Here is a 16,095-nt window from a genome sequence, read left to right as displayed (position 1 = left end):
AAAAGCAAAAGCGACAAAACTCACCAACAATAATATTATGAACCAATTACTAAAGCCTGTTTCATTTTTCCTGATTCTATTGTGGGCACTCAATTCTATGGGTCAAAACGCGCCCTGGGTTTCTTATCCTTCGGCCAACAATACCGGTTACGGAGTTTACCATTTCCGAAAAGCCTTTAATTTGAATAAAGTACCGGAGCAGCTGATTATCCATGTTTCAGCAGATAATCGTTACAATTTATTTGTAAACGGACAGCGTGTTTGTTACGGGCCGGCCAAGGGAGACTTACAAACTTATAAATACGATGTAATTGACATTGCACCGTTTCTAACAGCCGGAAAGAATCAGTTGGCTGCATTGGTTTATAATGGAGGAGCAGATAAACCACTGGCTTTTATTTCGGCGCAAACAGCTTTTATGTTGCGTGCTGAAAATGAAGACTTTAATGAATTAAATACCGGCAATGCATGGAAAGTATATAAAAATCCAGCTTACAAGGTAATTTCCTACAATGAAATGATTTTTAAAAATCGCTGGTTTTATGGTTTTTATGCCTGTGGTGGCGGCGATGAGGTTTTTGCGGAAAAATATCCCTGGGGTTGGGAAACGGCTGATTTTGACGACAGAAACTGGTTAGATACTGAACCATTGGTATTTGAAAAACAAGCTCCCTGGAACCTGGTTCCGAGAAATATTGCTTTTATGGATAATCACATTGAATATCCTGCCCGTATTCGCAAAATAGAAGGAATTGATATTCAAACCGAAAAATGGAACGGGCAATCCAAACTCATTATTCCTGCCAATACAAAAGCCTCTTTTTTAGTCGATTTCGAAACCTTTACCATGGGTTATCCTGAATTAACTGTAAACAATGGAGAAGGTAGTTCCATTCAAATAAAATATGCCGAAGCATTGTATGAAAAAGTAAATCTCAAGGCCCACCGCGACTCAGTGAACGGGCTTTCAATGTTTGGTGTTTGGGATATTTTTCACACCGACGGTGGCTTCCGAACTTTTCGCCCGCTGTGGAAACGTGCTTTTCGCTATGTCCAATTTAACGTCGAAACAAAAAGCAAAGCACTGGAAATTGTTTCGTTTCAAAATGAATATTCCGGTTATCCCTACCGCGAAATGGCAACTTTTGAAAGCAACAGCGACAGTTTAAATGAAATTTTTGAAATAAGCAAACGAACATTACGCATGTGTTCCGGCGAAACATATTACGACACACCATTTTATGAGCAATTGAGTTACGGCGGCGATAATAGGCCAATTTCGGCCATTTCAACATACAATTCAACCGACGACCGTTTACTGCGTGAAGTACTCCGTTTATATCCGCAATCGGAAAATAAAGAAACAGGCCTGTTTAAATCGGCATATCCTTCACGATTCGATTTTGATATGGGCGGCTGGTCAATGGCTTGGATTCAAACGTTGCGTGATTATTATTTTATGCGGGGCGACTCGGCATTTGTAAAACAATTTCAAAATAAAATTGAAGGTGTGCTTCAATTTTATCAGGAACATCTTGATGAACGAACCGGGATGATTGGAACGGTTTCCAACCAGAGTTTTATCGATTGGAGCATTACCCAAGGAAGTATTCCCCGTTCAAATGAAAAGAAGGAAATTAAGCAGTCGGCATTGCTTACTCTTTATTATGCCCACACACTTGATTGTGCAGCACAACTATTCCGGGAATTGGAATTAAAACAAAAAGCAAATCACTGGCAGGAGGTTTCCAATAAAATAAAAGTAGCAGTTTACACCAGTTGCCGAGACAATGAAAAACAGTTATTCCGCGATTATGCCGACAAAGAAATTTATTCGCAGCATACCAATGTTTTTGCCATCCTTTGCGATGTGGTTCCGCCTTCCCAACAAAAGGATTTACTAAATCGAATTTTAAGTTTTGACAAATTTGATGAAATGGCCAGTTCCTATTTTTCGTTTTTCCTGTTTAAAGCCATGCAGAAAACCGGGCAGGAAAATTTGTTTTTAAGTCATTTGGATTTCTGGTACAACTTCCTTCAACGAGGCCATACCACTTGTGGCGAAACGGGTTTTGCTTCGCACGATCGTTCCGATTGCCACGCGTGGAGTGCTCATCCGGCTTATTTCTTACTAAGCTCGGTTGGTGGAATAAACCCGGCAGACATTGGTTTCAAAACTGTTAAAATTACACCGCACCTGGGAAATCTGACTTCTCTGAAAGCCGACATGCCTCATCCAAAGGGCCGAATAGAAGTAGAATATGAAAAAAACAGGAAAGGACTAAAAACACAAATTAATTTACCTCCGGGAATGAAAGGTACTTTTGAATTTAATGGAAAAACCAAAATCTTAAATGAAGGGAAAAATAATTTCATTTTATAAAAAAGAAGTGATCTAAATTGCTTTCACATCCAAATTTCAGCTTCGATATTTTTCTTAAAATGAGTAAGATATATTTTCTTTAAACATTCAATTCTAAACCTATCTAAAATGAACCGAAAGAAAATCGTCATTACCTTTTTCAGAATAGCAATCGGCTGGCATTTTTTATATGAAGGCCTGGCAAAGTTGTGGATGGGAAACTGGTCGGCAGCCAGTTATCTGACCAATTCAACGGGACCATTTTCCGGCTTTTATAACTGGCTGGGCGGTTCTGAAAGTTTAATGAATATTGTAGACCCTGTAAACATTGCAGGTTTGATTCTTATCGGACTTGGATTGTTCCTGGGCCTTGTAATACGTATTTCTTCCATTTCCGGAATTGTTTTATTATTGCTTTACTATTTTGCATATCCTCCTTTTGGTGGCTCTATCTTTGGTTCGACAGAAGGCAACTTGTTTATTGTAAATAAAAATCTCATTGAGGCACTGGCACTTGTTGTTCTTCTGGTTGTTAAAGAAAAAGGGTATGGAATTTACGCCCTGAAATTTTTTCAAAAGGAAAATAAAAAATCTGAAACAGCCCCTGACCCCGAATCTCCTCAAAATTCAAGACGGGAAGCCCTTAAAAATCTGGCAACTCTCCCTGCTTTGGGCATTATTGGTTTTGGTGCATTCAAAGAACATGAAAAATATGGTGTAGATACGCTTTCGGGTGCAACCATTCAGGTTGGAGGTGCAGACATTAGCGAGTTAAAGGGCGAACTTCCGAAAGGAAAAATTGGCGACCACGAAATCAGCCGTTTAATAATCGGAGGAAATCTGATTGGCGGCTGGGCCCATGCCCGCGACCTGATCTATGTTTCCTCACTTTTTCGGGCGTACAACACCGAAGCCAAAATTTTTGAAACGCTGATGCTGGCAGAAAAAGCCGGAGTAAATACCATCAACATTGGTTTTCCCACAAATGAACTGATGCAGAAATACAAAAAAATTACCGGAAGCAAAATTAAAGTGATTTCGCAGGTGGCACCCGATATGGAAAACAACGACTACTTTGTTAACATCGACAAAGCCATTGATTATGGTGTTGATATTGTTCAGATTCAGGGAAACTGGTGTGACTGGCTGGTGCGCGACAACCGGATTGATGTAATCGAAAAAATGATGGATCGTATCCGGAGCCAGGGCTACACTGCGGGATTGGCGTCGCACACGGTTGATTCGTTGATTGCCTGCGAAGAACAGGGAATTATACCGGATTATTATATGAAAACCATGCACCACGATAAATACTGGTCGGCCCACCCCATTGAAAACAGGGTTCCTTTTGAGGTAGATGGTAAAAATTATTTGGATCACAACAGGTTTCACAATAATATTTTTTGTCTTTTCCCCGATAAAACAATCGAATTTGTGCAACGTGCCACAGTTCCGGTAATGGGTTTTAAAGTGCTGGCAGCAGGAGCAATCACTCCCGAAGATGGTTTTAACTGGGCATTTAAAAACGGAGCAGATTTTATATGTGTGGGAATGCTCGATTTCCAGATAGTAAACAATGTAAATACAACCAACCAGATTCTGAACAACCTGCAAGGCCGTACAAGAAAATGGTACGGATAAAACAATTTGAAAAACAACATATTATGAAAAATATAATACTTAGCTTCCTAATCCTTTTTTTATCCATGGGAACAATTGCACAAAATGACAACCAGATTTATCTGCTCATCCGCACCGATGATATTGGCTCTTTTCATGCAGCAAATCTGGCCTGCATTGAAACCTATCAAAACGGAATTGCACAGTCGGTGGAATTGATGGCACCCTGTGCCTGGTTTTTGGAAGCCACAAAAATGTTAAATGAAAATCCGGGATTTGATGTTGGAATCCATTTAACATTGACCAGCGAGTGGAGCAATACCAAGTGGCGACCCCTCACCCACTGTCCCAGCCTGGTTGATAAAGACGGCTATTTTTTCCCTCAGGTATGGAAGAATAACAATTTCCCGGCCGGCTCATCTATTCAGGAATCGGAGTGGAAGTTGGATGAAATAGAGCAGGAATTACGCGCTCAGATTGAAATTTCGTTAAAACATGTTCCGCATATTTCGCATATAAGCACACACATGGGATTTAATGGCTTAAATCCTCAAATTGCTGCATTGGTTAATAATCTGGCAAAAGAATATCAACTTGATATTAATACGGAGGGCCTCAAACGTTTTTCGGGTTGGAGCCGTAATGATGCATACAACGAACGAATCGACAAATTCTGTGAAAATCTGGAAAAACTTACACCCGGAAAATATTTGTATGTTGAACATCCGGGAAAAGAAGACGGAGAAATGGAAACCGTTGGTCATAAAGGCTATGAGGATGTTGCTACCGACCGTGAATGGGTAACGCGAGTTCTAACCAGCGACAAAGTAAAAGAAACCATTCAGAAAAAGAATATCAAATTGATTAGTTACAAGGATCTGAAAAATTAGTATCTTTAAAAACCGATAAGCAGCAATATTTCTAATCCAACACCTTAATATCTTCATTGTTGCATCTGCTTTTAGTTTGATTATGACAATAGTTTCCTTATTTACATCGAAAAACAACAATATACCAGCAATTTTTTTCCGTCGACAAACCAGTCAACTGCTGAAATTGCAAACCATTAACATACGAACATATAAATTAACAGAGAATGAATAATCGTAAATTTTGCTTTATCCTGTTTTTTCTTTTTTTGGTAGTAGTAGTCTCTAATGCGCAGGATCCCAATCGTTTCAAAACCCAGGTTGATGAACTTTTTAATAAAGAATACAATTTTAGCCCTGACAAAAAATTGGTGGTTTTTGCCGGAAGTTCAAGTATCAGAATGTGGAAAGACGTTCAGGAATACTTCCCCAATTACAATGTAATTAACAACGGTTTTGGTGGTTCACATTTTAGCGACCTTATTTTCTATTACGATAAGCTTATTTTAAAACAAAAACCGGAAATTCTTTTTATCTACGAAGGAGATAATGACATTGCCGGAAACAAAAAACCGGGCCTGGTAAAACGGCAAGCCAAAGAATTGTACAATAAAATACGCGTGGATTTACCCGATACAAAAATCATTTTTATATCACCCAAGCCAAGTATTGCAAGAGAGAATTTGAAAAAGGAATACATGAAACTGAATACGCGATTAAAGAAATTTTGCGACAGGAAGAAGAACCTTGATTTTGCGGATGTATGGTATCCGGCGACGGATGAAAACGGGGATGTATTTCAGGATATCTTTATTGAAGACGGCTTACATATGAATAAAAAAGGTTACGACATTTGGGGAAAGGTTATTTCTTCATATTTGGAATAAATTCATTTTAAGTATTTCTCTAAAAACCCCTGAGGCGGCGACAAAAATAACGAGACGGAAATAAAAGGTGAACCTGCAAGTTCTGACTCAATGAGGTATTTTTTGTCGGGCTTGGGAAATCTTTGATTTGGGATGAAATTGCTTTCAGAAACATTAAAATTCAAATTGTGCGAATAGCCAAATTCACCTTCAAACCAAATCCATTTTCCTAATTTATGAGTTACTCCTAAAGAAAAGTTTAGATAGGATTGGCGCAACTGCAAACTGTTAAACTCCTCAAAAGCCGAATTATTTAAACGAATGGTGTAACTGTTCCCCGATATTTTTGTTTGGGCGTAAACAAATGATTTTTCTGAAAATTTATTCCAAACTTTTATACTCTGTGGCAACATCATTTCCATCGCCATACTATTTCTGAAATTCTTCTTGAATAAATAAATTGGAAGCATAGTTGGCCTGCCCAGGGAATAACCATAATATACCCCAAAACCATGAAAGGTATGGCTGTCTTTTTTTATCCCGTAACCCGCGGCTAACGAAAACTTTGCCAAATCTTTAAAAGAGAAACCCTTATCACTTCTGTAAAAATCGCCAGCCAAAAATAAATTTGAACGTATTATAAAAGAACGATTTCTTGTGAGATGAAAAAAACCGTAAACTCCTCCGCCCAGCGTTTTCAGATTTCTGTCGTTCAAACTCACATACAGAGGGTATGAAAGAGGATTCTGGTCCTCAAAGTAAAACTGTTCATCTGTATATTTAAGGCTTCCTGTTAGTTTTATATCAGGTTTGTTTAGTAACGGAAATTTCAAACTCAAACTCGAGATTCTGTTTCCCGATATTTCCGCTGAACCATTTTCTGTTTCTTCAATATTTGATGAAGAGATAATGGAATATTGAAAGTTTACATCTGTTTTAATTTCAAATATTTTCGAAGGCAACCTGTTATCGAACAAAGGCATCCATTCGTATTTGGGTTCAGACTGCTGGGAAAAGCAAACCAGGTAAAACAAAAAGAACAAATATGTTAATATTATTTTCACTCGTAAGAAACGAACGATTTATCATATTATTTTTTCAGAATCGTTGCTCCAAGGTTTTTTTTCCCGTTGTTTTGTACTTTTTCCCAGTTCCTTTTTTGAAGTTCTTTTGTAATGTTTCTGTTTAAAAAACCATGCGTTATCAGAACTACCTGTCTGTTGTAGTTTAACCTTTGTTCTATAAAATCGGCAATTTGTTTCACTCTCATTTCAGCTTCCCTGTACGACTCATTGTATTTTTTATTCGTTCCTAAAAACCAAAAAGCGCGTGAAATACCAGTCCATGCCTTGTAGGGAAGAATCAATGGCAGACGTAATATGTGTAAATCAAACTCATCCAGAAAAGGAGAAGAAAGAATAGTAGCTGAGTCTCCAAAAAGAGTCCATCCCGTGGAAATGGAGCGGCTCAGGTTGCTTACATAGATAGTATCTGTTTTTAAATCAGGCAATTCACTCAAAATTCTCTCTGTATCAAAAGAAACAATGGGAGCAGAGTTGTATGCCTTACTCAATTGTTCTGCCTTTTTATGCCCAATCCATCCTTTTGTATCCAAGTTTACTTTTGCATGCCGTATCAAAATCACCTCCTGCCCGAAAGAAAAATTGACCGAACAAACAGTGGAAATGAGAAGAACTATTTTAGTAATTGTTTTCAATGGTTTATCCTGTTTTCTGAACCGGAAAAATACAAATTCAATTTTTCAAACTGTTATCATTTATTAATATTTTCTTATTAGCGAAAAAAAAGAAAACGATTTCCATTACTTTTGAAAAATAAACAGGCTATTACAACCTTGCAGAATGAGTTTAAAACCTAGATTAAATATTGGTCCAAAATTAAAATACAAACTAAGATTCCTTCTTTTTTCACTTGTTTATTGGAATATAGTCGTTCGAATAGCTATTTTATTGCGGATGCTGGGAACTCCAACCGACGATTTCAGAGAAGTCTTCTCTAAAGGAATGAGTTTCTTCGTTGATGAAGTGGCCGCTTCTTCAGTAATTATCTCGTTGTTTGCCCTATTCACCTGGACCACATTCTATTTTGTTTATCCCAAAATCATCGATAAATTTCAATTACGAAAGCTCACCATATTTGTTATCTTTTTTGATATTATAATTTTCTTTTTTATCGGCGTTTTGCTCGGGATTGTGCATTATAACGTCGATAAAGAATATGTATTCTGGGATTCACTTTCAAAGTTGAATACGTTTTTATTTAACTCAACAACATTGTTTTTTCTTATTGTAATTCTGATAGCAAGTTATGTTTATCAGCTAATTTATACGATAATTCATCAGAACAGCGGTAGTCCTATTGCAAAAATAATGATGGGTTACTATCAAAAACCAAGAGAAGAAAATCTTATATTTCTGTTTCTCGATTTGCAGTCGTCCACAAAATTTGCTGAAATACTCGGACACAAAAACTACAGTTACTTTATACAGGATTGTTTCCGTTTCCTAACCAATCCTATTATTGTCAGCAGAGGAAGGGTTTATCAGTTTGTTGGCGACGAAGCAGTGGTTACCTGGGACGCAAATAAGCCCGAAAGTAGTAAACGTGCAGTCGATTTCTTTTATCTTTTTGAAGAAGAGCTGGAAAAACAAAAAGATTATTTTGAAAAGAAGTATGGCCTGATGCCTGTGTTTACAGCCTCCATTAATACAGGAAAAGTGATGGCTACCGAGGTTGGTGAAATAAAAAAGGAAATTGCATTTCATGGTGATGTTTTAAATACTGCAGCGCGAATCCAGAAACAATGCAAAAGATACCGAAAGAATATCCTGGTTACACGCGACTTCGCATCGCAACTGATAAGTGCCAAAACGGAATACAGGCTAAACTATGTTGATATCGTAAAATTTCTGGGTAAAGACAGAATTGTAAAAATATACGAGGTATGCAGAGCTTCACAGTAAAAATGTAAAAATTTATCACTTCAGTGTATACAGCACTCTAAGCCCGACTCCCGAACCATAAATGCTCACCGGATATATCTTCAATGGATATTTCTTTTTATGAAATTCAGGAACAAGAATACCGGTAGCAGCTCCAACAGCAAAACCAGTAATAATATCAGACGGGAAGTGTTTTGCACCTTTATAACGTAAATACCCTGTAAATGCGGGAGGGACACAAGCCAACGCGTAAAACAGCTTTTTATGTTTTGCTTCCGGGTGTAAATCGTAGTATACTTTCACCATAAAAAAGGTTGAGGCGGCAACTACCGACGCGTGTCCGCTAAAAAAAGAATTGGTGGTATTTTCTCCCAACTTTTTTTCCATGTTTACATCAGGGTTATACATAAAAGGTCTGAGGCGTGGAATCGGAATTGATGCCGCCAAATAAGCTGTGGCATTTATAGCCTGTGTTTCAATATGCAAAAGCGCAAAATCATACCAAATACCTCTTACTTTCGGGTCAATATACATCAGGAGTGGAGACCACATCCCGGCCCGCAAAAAATAATCAGAGATGTTAAGTGCTTTCTCTCCTTTCTCCGGATCTATCCGGGCGGAACTTCTGTCAAACCACCAAACATCATCGGGTGTTAAAGAAACAATTCGTTCTATGTTTCTGGGATCTCTGTCTCTGAGATAATCTGTTCCGTATTTGCTTGCAAGTAATCCACCTACCGATATGGGGACATCCAGGTAATAATTCATTTTGTAGGGATTATAACTCGTTTTCGTACTGTCTCTTTGACCGGAAACCATAAATCCTGTAAGAAACAGTAACAAAAAAATGAATAAACTTGCTTTTTTTGTACTCATACAAAGCTAAATTAAAGAAGTTGTATCAAAACAAAAAAGAATATTCCACGCTTAGTGCTATTTCATCTCTGTTTTTTTATTTTTACTTAAAGTGAAATTATGAAACGGTGTCAAACTTTAATTATTCTTTTTTTTACTTTCTTTTTTTTAAAAAGTATAAATACAGCCGGCCAATCCGGGAAAGATTCCACTGTTTACAAAATAAACAGAAAAATTGAAGCTCCGGTAACGATAGGTTTGTTTGGCGCATCTTTTTTAGGATTTGAATATTTAAGAAACAAACCCAGGCTGGAATATAGTGAAGTTATTCAGTTAAGTGCGGATGATATCTGGTGGTTTGACCGGCCGGCAACCAGGCAAAGTGTAAATTTCCGTCATCGGGCTCATGACATTTCCGACTTTTTCCTAAACAGTTCGGTTGTTTTGCCCGGCTTACTTGCACTGGATAAAAAAATCAGAAATGACTGGCTGGATCTGTTAATTTTATATGGTGAATCTCACGCTATAAACACCGATTTTTATCTTTTAACTGCAAGCTCTGTTCTTCGGACACGACCATTTAATTATAACCCGGATGTACCGGTAGAAGATAAACTGGCCAGCGAAACCCGAAATTCATTCTTTAGCGGACATGTTTCTACTGCAGCAACGGCTTCTTTTTTTATGGCAAAAGTATATTCCGACTATCATCCGGAAATTGGAAATAAAAAATATCTGCTATTTGCAGCTGCTGTTGTTCCACCGGGCCTGGTTGGTTTTTACCGTTTTAAAGCAATGAAACATTTTCCTACCGACATATTAACGGGGTTTGTTGTTGGCGCTTCGGCCGGTATTTTAATTCCGGAATTACATCGTATTCAAAGAAAAAATCCCAATTTATCGCTCATTCCGTTTACCGGGAACTATAATGGGTTGAGATTAAGCTACGTATTTTAGAATCAGATTTGAATTCTATCGACTGATATTTCGGGTCTCTTTTTGATTCCCAACAGAGAGTTATTTTCAAAATTTACTTCAATTCGAAGCGCTCTTAAACCTGAGGCTCCGGTTAAATCTTCCAATTCAAAGTTTTCTACATTTTGGGAAATCAATCCCAATGAAATCAAATAGTCGATATATTTTTTGTACTCGGTAATCTCATCGGCATGTGAGTATATTATCGCAATTTTTCCCACTTCAGTTATTCTTTCCTTTGTAGCTTTTATCAGTGCCTTATCAATTCGCTTTTTTGTAATCTCGTAACGAATGTTGTAGGCACCGGCAACATCAAATTTCTTTTCATCTTGCCTGAACGCAATACTTAATGGTTGCGAATGAACGAGAATAAGCTGTGTGATATCAAGCTTTACCGGGAGTTCCGATTGTAGCTTTCTGATTTCCTGTGCTATTCTAACTTTTAACAACAGCTGCCACAACCGAATATTTTTTAAATAAATACTATTGTATTTCAGTTTCTTAACCAACGACTGTCCGATGTAGGCATTATATTCTACGCCGTCAGTACTGTATTTTTCAAAATAATGGGGAAAAATCTTCTGAGCGTCAATTTGTTCATCATCAATTATTTTTCCAATTACTTTATTTATTAAGGTTAAACTGTCTTCAAATTCTTTTCTTTTTTTATAAAGAACGCCATTTTCGGTATCAATCTTTTGAAGATAATCATTTACAGGTTTTTCCATTTCCTGAAATCTGTCTTTCAGAAGTTTAAAAGCCGGCTCAACTTCATTTTTCAGGAATTCGATAATAACAAACTCATCGCCCGCTTTTAATCCGTTTTTTACAGTTGAGATGAAATTTTTTATCTCGAAGTGGATGGCATCTAAAAATGGCATTTCATTTACAAGTTTGCCGTATTCAATAATTTCCCGGGCATATTCAAGTTGTTCCAAAAAATCGGACTGAATGGCTTTGTTTCTTTCGGTTGTTGAACTGTGGATATCAGAGGCACCAAAAATTGGAATGATGTTATCAAAAACCACGGGCTCAATTCCTGTCGATAATTTTTCGGTTGAATTTTCATTCATCAGGTTTACAACAGCCTCCCTGAAACGCCACTCCACTGACGGATGAATGGCTGTAAAATGTTGTTGAATAACCGCACTTTCTCTGTCTTTGCATTCATTCTTCGAACGTTTAAGTGCCACCGCAAACACAGGGAAAAGCTCTTTTAGCCGGCTTATCTTCACCATGTCTAACTCCCCTTTGTTTTCCGATGCAAATTCCAGCATGCCAACTGTTTCTCCGTCTAACACCAGGGGAACAATTACATGACTTCGAATTCCGTGATTTAAAAACTCAGCAACAACTCTGTCATTTTCTGCTTCATTAAAATCGTTGGTTATAACAATCTTTTTCTCCAACATCGCCTGTTCGTAAAATGTACCGGAATATTCGCGACAGGAAAGTTTCGAACGATCGATTAACGTTTTCCAAATCAATGATTTATTTATTGTGGAATCAAATTGATCGATAGCTGCCAATCCAATCTTTAAATTTGGCATTTCAATTAAAGCCCGAATGTGATTCTGAATCAGTTCAAACCCTTCGTTTGTGAGAATAGTTTTATTATCAAGCAGATTGGATTTCAATTCAGAAACAACAAAATCGTAAGTGCTTTTTGTAAATGAAAAATGTACAAACCCGTTAAATTCAAAATTTTCCAATGGAAGAGTCTCCCTCCAGTAGCTTAAATCAGAAATATTGTCTAAAAGTTTTTTTAATTGCTCATCAGTAAGTCTTTTCAACTTCCCAACCGTACCAACACGCAAATATTTATAATTAAAGTTCTTTCTAAAATATTGAACTGTTTGATTTTGTTCGTTGGTCAATTTAAAATCCAGGGGAATATTAAAGTCTGTTTTGTAATTGTAAATCTGTTCCAGAATTATCAAATATGCAAAGTAAATTTTAATAAGCTGCTTTTCTTCTAAGTCATGATTTTTTGCAATTTCAAGTTTATATTCATCTTTATTTGTAATGGCTCTTAATTGTTCTGTTGAAAAGAAGGTAGTTTTATGAAAAGGAACAGTTGCACCTTCCATTGCAGTGGTGCCGGTTAGCGGATTGATAACAAAAGCCATCATCTGGTCCACCAGATCTTTGTTTTTCTCCAGCAAAGAAATATCATTTATTTGAGTTTTTAGTTCAGGAATGTTGTCGAGCCCAGCCAAAAGTTTAGCTGCCGATTCAAAAAGCGGATATTTTCCATTTAAAACAATTTGTTCCAACTCTTCAATAAGGAACTCAAAGCTTAATGAGGTTTTTATAACGGTGTCATTTACATTACGATTTATCTTTTTCTGTGTTTTCATGCCCTTCTACTGTAATGTATATTTATCTTTTAATTTGTAGGAATAAAACACCAATCCTGCAAAATAAGTTCAATCAGTTATTTGATAGCGAAGTTTTTACAGACAAGCTGATGCTGCAAAGGTTAAGTTCGCTATGATAAAATGGAACGCTATCTGAGCTAAATATCGAACTTGGCATGCGAAAGATGCAGATTCTCCGCATCTTCCAGCCTGGGCAAAACGGTTTCTTTCTTTTTTTGAAAATGTTGCATACGTCGTAAAATACGGTCGAGCATTTTTACTGCTTTTTCAATGTAAGCACCTTTATTCAGCATCACGCATTCGGCACGCTGTGCCAGAGCAGCATCGGTAATTTCTGCCCGGGAGGGAACTACTTTTTTTGCCAGATTTTCCAATACCTGCGTTGCCCAAACATCGGGGACATGTGCAGCTTCGCAAATGCGTAGAATCTCTTCCTGAATACTTGCAAAATTCTTCCATCCTGTTTCGATCGCCAAATCTCCACGAGCTATCATTACTCCAATTGGAAAAGTTTGCATCGCCCGCAGCAAAATCCGCGGCAGGTTGGTGAATCCCTTCTGCGTTTCAATTTTCAAAATGATACCAATAGGGCTTTTATAAGTTTCCAGCTCATCCAGCAATTCCTGCACATCGTTTTCATTATTTACAAACGAAAAGTTCACTGTATCGGCATATTGGGCCACAAATTCCAAATCCACTTTGTCCTTTGGAGTTAATCCACTCACATTCAAATTGCTGTGTGGAAGATTAATCCCTTTGTCGGCTTTCAACTTACTTCCTGTATCTTTCGCATAGGTTATTCTAATATCCAGCTCGTCGTTTTTAACATTTTCAATAACCCCCTCAATTTTTCCATCATCAAAAAATATGGGTTCTTCTACCCTTACATCACTAAAGACTTCGGGCAAAGTGCATGAAATATGAGCAGGCTGAATTAATTTTCCGTTTTCGTCGTATTGTGCCGGTTCTCCCGGATTCGTATTTTTGGTTAAAACAAGCGTATCACTGATTTTGAGCGGAATATACTGCTCAATCGGTAATAATTCTCCAACTGTATCTTTGGCTTTTTCTGATTTATCGGGGCCAAAAAGTTGAAGTTCAGTGCCGGTAGAAACATAAGCAGAAGTAAAACAAAATCCTTCTCGACCATTTCCTTTTCTTCCGCCAACTGTTATATCGATCTTTTTATTCCGGGTATCATTTAAGCGGATAATATCTCCTCTTTTTATTTCTCTGAACCACTCTTCCTTTACGGGAATATGAATTGAAATATCATCAGGCAGTAAAAAATCAGGCGGGGCAATCCAAATTCTGGCAGGATTAATCACATTACCGGAAACATCTTTTTCAGGTTTTATATGAACGATTTTTGGGCCCGGTTTTATAGAACCTGTTCGTAATTTTGGCCCACCCAAATCCATCATTATTTTGCAGTTTTTTAGCTGCTTCTCACTAATCGTTCTTACATTTTGAATTATTTTCTCCCAGGTTTCTTTGTTATCGTGGGCACAATTAATACGGGCGCTGTTCATCCCCGACTTTAAGAGCCGGCTCACAAAGTCTCTGTCTTCGGCAGCAGTTTCAGGTAGGGTAACCATAATACGGGTTCGCCTTCTTTTCGATTTATACCCAAACATCAGTTTCGTGTTCCTCGCCAGAATTTTTTCGCTCTTTTTAAATGAAATAATTCCCTTTCGCCTTTCAGGAGTTACTTGTCCCAACAACTGGTTCTGAATTGAACTCATGGAAAGCAAACTTTTTAATACATGGGCTTCAATATGAGATAAACTTGTCAATCCCAAATCGCGTAAATATCCCTGTAACTCATCAATGTCGAAACTGCGAAAAGCCAGATAATGAACAAGATTTATAGCACTTTTGCGGTATACAGGATGAACACTTTCAATTTCGTCACGATATTCTTCTTCCATTTCCCTCACCTTGTAAATAATGAGGTCAATTTTTTCTTTTACAAAAAGAAGCCTGTCTGTTTGGATCATTTTTATTTTAAATGTTAGATATCAACAAAAGCCAACACAAATGTCAAAACCGAAATCACAATTCCAACCATAAAAACATTGTAGGCAATCCTTAACAGTTTGTACTTTTTCGCCAGCACCTTACCCAAAAAATACTGGTCTTTAATCATGGTGGAATACAAATGCTCGTCATTTTTCATTAATTCCTCAATTCCCCACTCATATTCTTCCAAATTCATATTATAGAAATTTCCAAAAAACAGCAGATTAACTTTATTCTTTTTTATGTCTTCTTTGTTAAAAGTACCCGAAGAAATATTTGGCCGGGTAGAAAGAATAGCAAAAATGATAGTGGTTAAAGCAAAAAGTAAAAATACTAGTGTTGGTAAAATCAGGTTCGGAATTTCTTCAAAGCGGGTAACCAAAACAGTCATAATAATTGAAATCATGATTGCATTAACCGAAATAAGAATGTTCGACTTATTATCGGCAATAGAACTCAGGTTAATTTGATTGCGGGCAGTTAACCTGAACATGGATTCGACACCACGGGAATATCCTTTACTTTTTTTCCCTTTTGGGACTTTATCAAGCAGTTCCTGTTCTTTTTTCTGTTCAAGCATATACTTTAGTTTTTCAATTCTTTCAAGGTTTTTTTGTTTCTTGGGAGCCAGTTCTTTTTTAGCGAAATCAGTGTGATACGAATATTTCTGAAAAAACTCTGCTGATTTTTCGTAGAACTTTTTCTTACTGACCTTTTTGTAAGAATGATTTTTCCATTCCTGCCTCATTTTTTCAATCCGGTCAAAATAATCTTCTTCGGTTAGGTGGGAGAGATCCGCATCGCAAATTACTTTTTCCATTAACGTTTTTGGCTGCACCTCAATTTTTGTGGACAGGATGCAGTTTTTTATCAGCTCGATCCGGGGTTGGTCGACTCCTTTTGAACGAAGAAAATCCTCCGCCTTTTCCGCCCCAACTCTTTCATGATTTCTAATGTCAATGGCGTATCCGATGTCGTGAAACCAGGCTGCAATTTTTACCAAAAGTATTTCTTCCTCATTCAACCCGACATTTTTGCCAATATATTCAGCTTTCTCAACCACATACTTTGTATGCTCCAGGTTATGAAAAGTAAATTTTCCAGGAAGATTTTCCTCCAGAAACTGCATGATAAATGTTCCCGCTTCGTTTACCAGTTGTGTATTTATGTTACTCATTGTAA

Annotated in this window: 12 protein-coding genes; 6 read left to right on the top strand and 6 right to left on the bottom strand. The window is 37.3% G+C overall.

Annotation, left to right across the window (positions count from 1 at the left end; genetic code table 11):
• The first annotated feature begins 37 nt into the window (after positions 1 to 37).
• The 4 genes from K5G00_RS07805 (at position 38) to K5G00_RS07790 (ending at position 5,738) form a co-directional block, all read left to right on the top strand.
• Positions 38 to 2,383 (top strand): alpha-L-rhamnosidase-related protein, encoded by a 2,346-nt coding sequence (locus tag K5G00_RS07805; protein ID WP_238765579.1) that lies wholly within the window; start codon positions 38 to 40, stop codon positions 2,381 to 2,383.
• A gap of 108 nt (positions 2,384 to 2,491) precedes the next feature.
• Positions 2,492 to 4,003 (top strand): DoxX family membrane protein, encoded by a 1,512-nt coding sequence (locus K5G00_RS07800; protein WP_238765578.1) that lies wholly within the window; start codon positions 2,492 to 2,494, stop codon positions 4,001 to 4,003.
• A gap of 23 nt (positions 4,004 to 4,026) precedes the next feature.
• Complete coding sequence (locus K5G00_RS07795) at positions 4,027 to 4,872, top strand: polysaccharide deacetylase family protein (protein WP_238765577.1); 846 nt, start codon at positions 4,027 to 4,029, stop codon at positions 4,870 to 4,872.
• Positions 4,873 to 5,078: 206 nt separating this feature from the next.
• Entirely contained in the window at positions 5,079 to 5,738 is a 660-nt protein-coding gene (locus tag K5G00_RS07790; protein WP_238765576.1) for a GDSL-type esterase/lipase family protein, read from the top strand.
• Positions 5,739 to 5,740: 2 nt separating this feature from the next.
• Here the strand turns inward: K5G00_RS07790 and K5G00_RS07785 are convergent, their stop codons facing one another.
• Together K5G00_RS07785 and K5G00_RS07780 are read right to left on the bottom strand one after the other, a co-directional pair.
• Positions 5,741 to 6,700, bottom strand: coding sequence for a DUF6268 family outer membrane beta-barrel protein (locus K5G00_RS07785; protein WP_238765575.1), 960 nt, complete (start codon positions 6,698 to 6,700; stop codon positions 5,741 to 5,743).
• A gap of 107 nt (positions 6,701 to 6,807) precedes the next feature.
• Complete coding sequence (locus K5G00_RS07780; protein ID WP_238765574.1) at positions 6,808 to 7,434, bottom strand: phosphoglycerate mutase family protein; 627 nt, start codon at positions 7,432 to 7,434, stop codon at positions 6,808 to 6,810.
• Positions 7,435 to 7,579: 145 nt separating this feature from the next.
• Here K5G00_RS07780 and K5G00_RS07775 point away from each other — a divergent pair, with 145 nt between their 5' ends.
• Complete coding sequence (locus K5G00_RS07775) at positions 7,580 to 8,701, top strand: adenylate/guanylate cyclase domain-containing protein (protein WP_238765573.1); 1,122 nt, start codon at positions 7,580 to 7,582, stop codon at positions 8,699 to 8,701.
• A 15-nt stretch (positions 8,702 to 8,716) separates the two neighbouring features.
• Here the strand turns inward: K5G00_RS07775 and K5G00_RS07770 are convergent, their stop codons facing one another.
• A complete protein-coding gene (locus tag K5G00_RS07770; protein WP_238765572.1) occupies positions 8,717 to 9,556 on the bottom strand; it encodes a phosphatase PAP2 family protein in 840 nt (279 codons plus the stop codon).
• A gap of 99 nt (positions 9,557 to 9,655) precedes the next feature.
• On the opposite strand from K5G00_RS07770, the gene K5G00_RS07765 reads away from it, so the two are divergent.
• Positions 9,656 to 10,492: a phosphatase PAP2 family protein gene (locus K5G00_RS07765; protein ID WP_238765571.1), complete on the top strand. Its 837-nt coding sequence runs from the start codon at positions 9,656 to 9,658 to the stop codon at positions 10,490 to 10,492.
• A gap of 2 nt (positions 10,493 to 10,494) precedes the next feature.
• Here the strand turns inward: K5G00_RS07765 and K5G00_RS07760 are convergent, their stop codons facing one another.
• The 3 genes from K5G00_RS07760 to K5G00_RS07750 form a co-directional block, all read right to left on the bottom strand.
• Positions 10,495 to 12,870: a GAF domain-containing protein gene (locus K5G00_RS07760; RefSeq protein ID WP_238765570.1), complete on the bottom strand. Its 2,376-nt coding sequence runs from the start codon at positions 12,868 to 12,870 to the stop codon at positions 10,495 to 10,497.
• Between the two features lie 158 nt (positions 12,871 to 13,028).
• A complete protein-coding gene (locus K5G00_RS07755) occupies positions 13,029 to 14,891 on the bottom strand; it encodes a pyruvate kinase (RefSeq protein ID WP_238765569.1) in 1,863 nt (620 codons plus the stop codon).
• A gap of 14 nt (positions 14,892 to 14,905) precedes the next feature.
• Positions 14,906 to 16,090, bottom strand: coding sequence for a Pycsar system effector family protein (locus K5G00_RS07750; RefSeq protein ID WP_238765568.1), 1,185 nt, complete (start codon positions 16,088 to 16,090; stop codon positions 14,906 to 14,908).
• Positions 16,091 to 16,095: the final 5 nt, after the last annotated feature.

Source organism: Maribellus maritimus, from assembly GCF_022267315.1.
GTDB lineage: Bacteria > Bacteroidota > Bacteroidia > Bacteroidales > Prolixibacteraceae > Draconibacterium > Draconibacterium maritimum.
The sequence above is the reverse complement of the archived record's forward strand: the minus strand, read 5'-3'. Positions and strand labels throughout refer to the sequence as shown.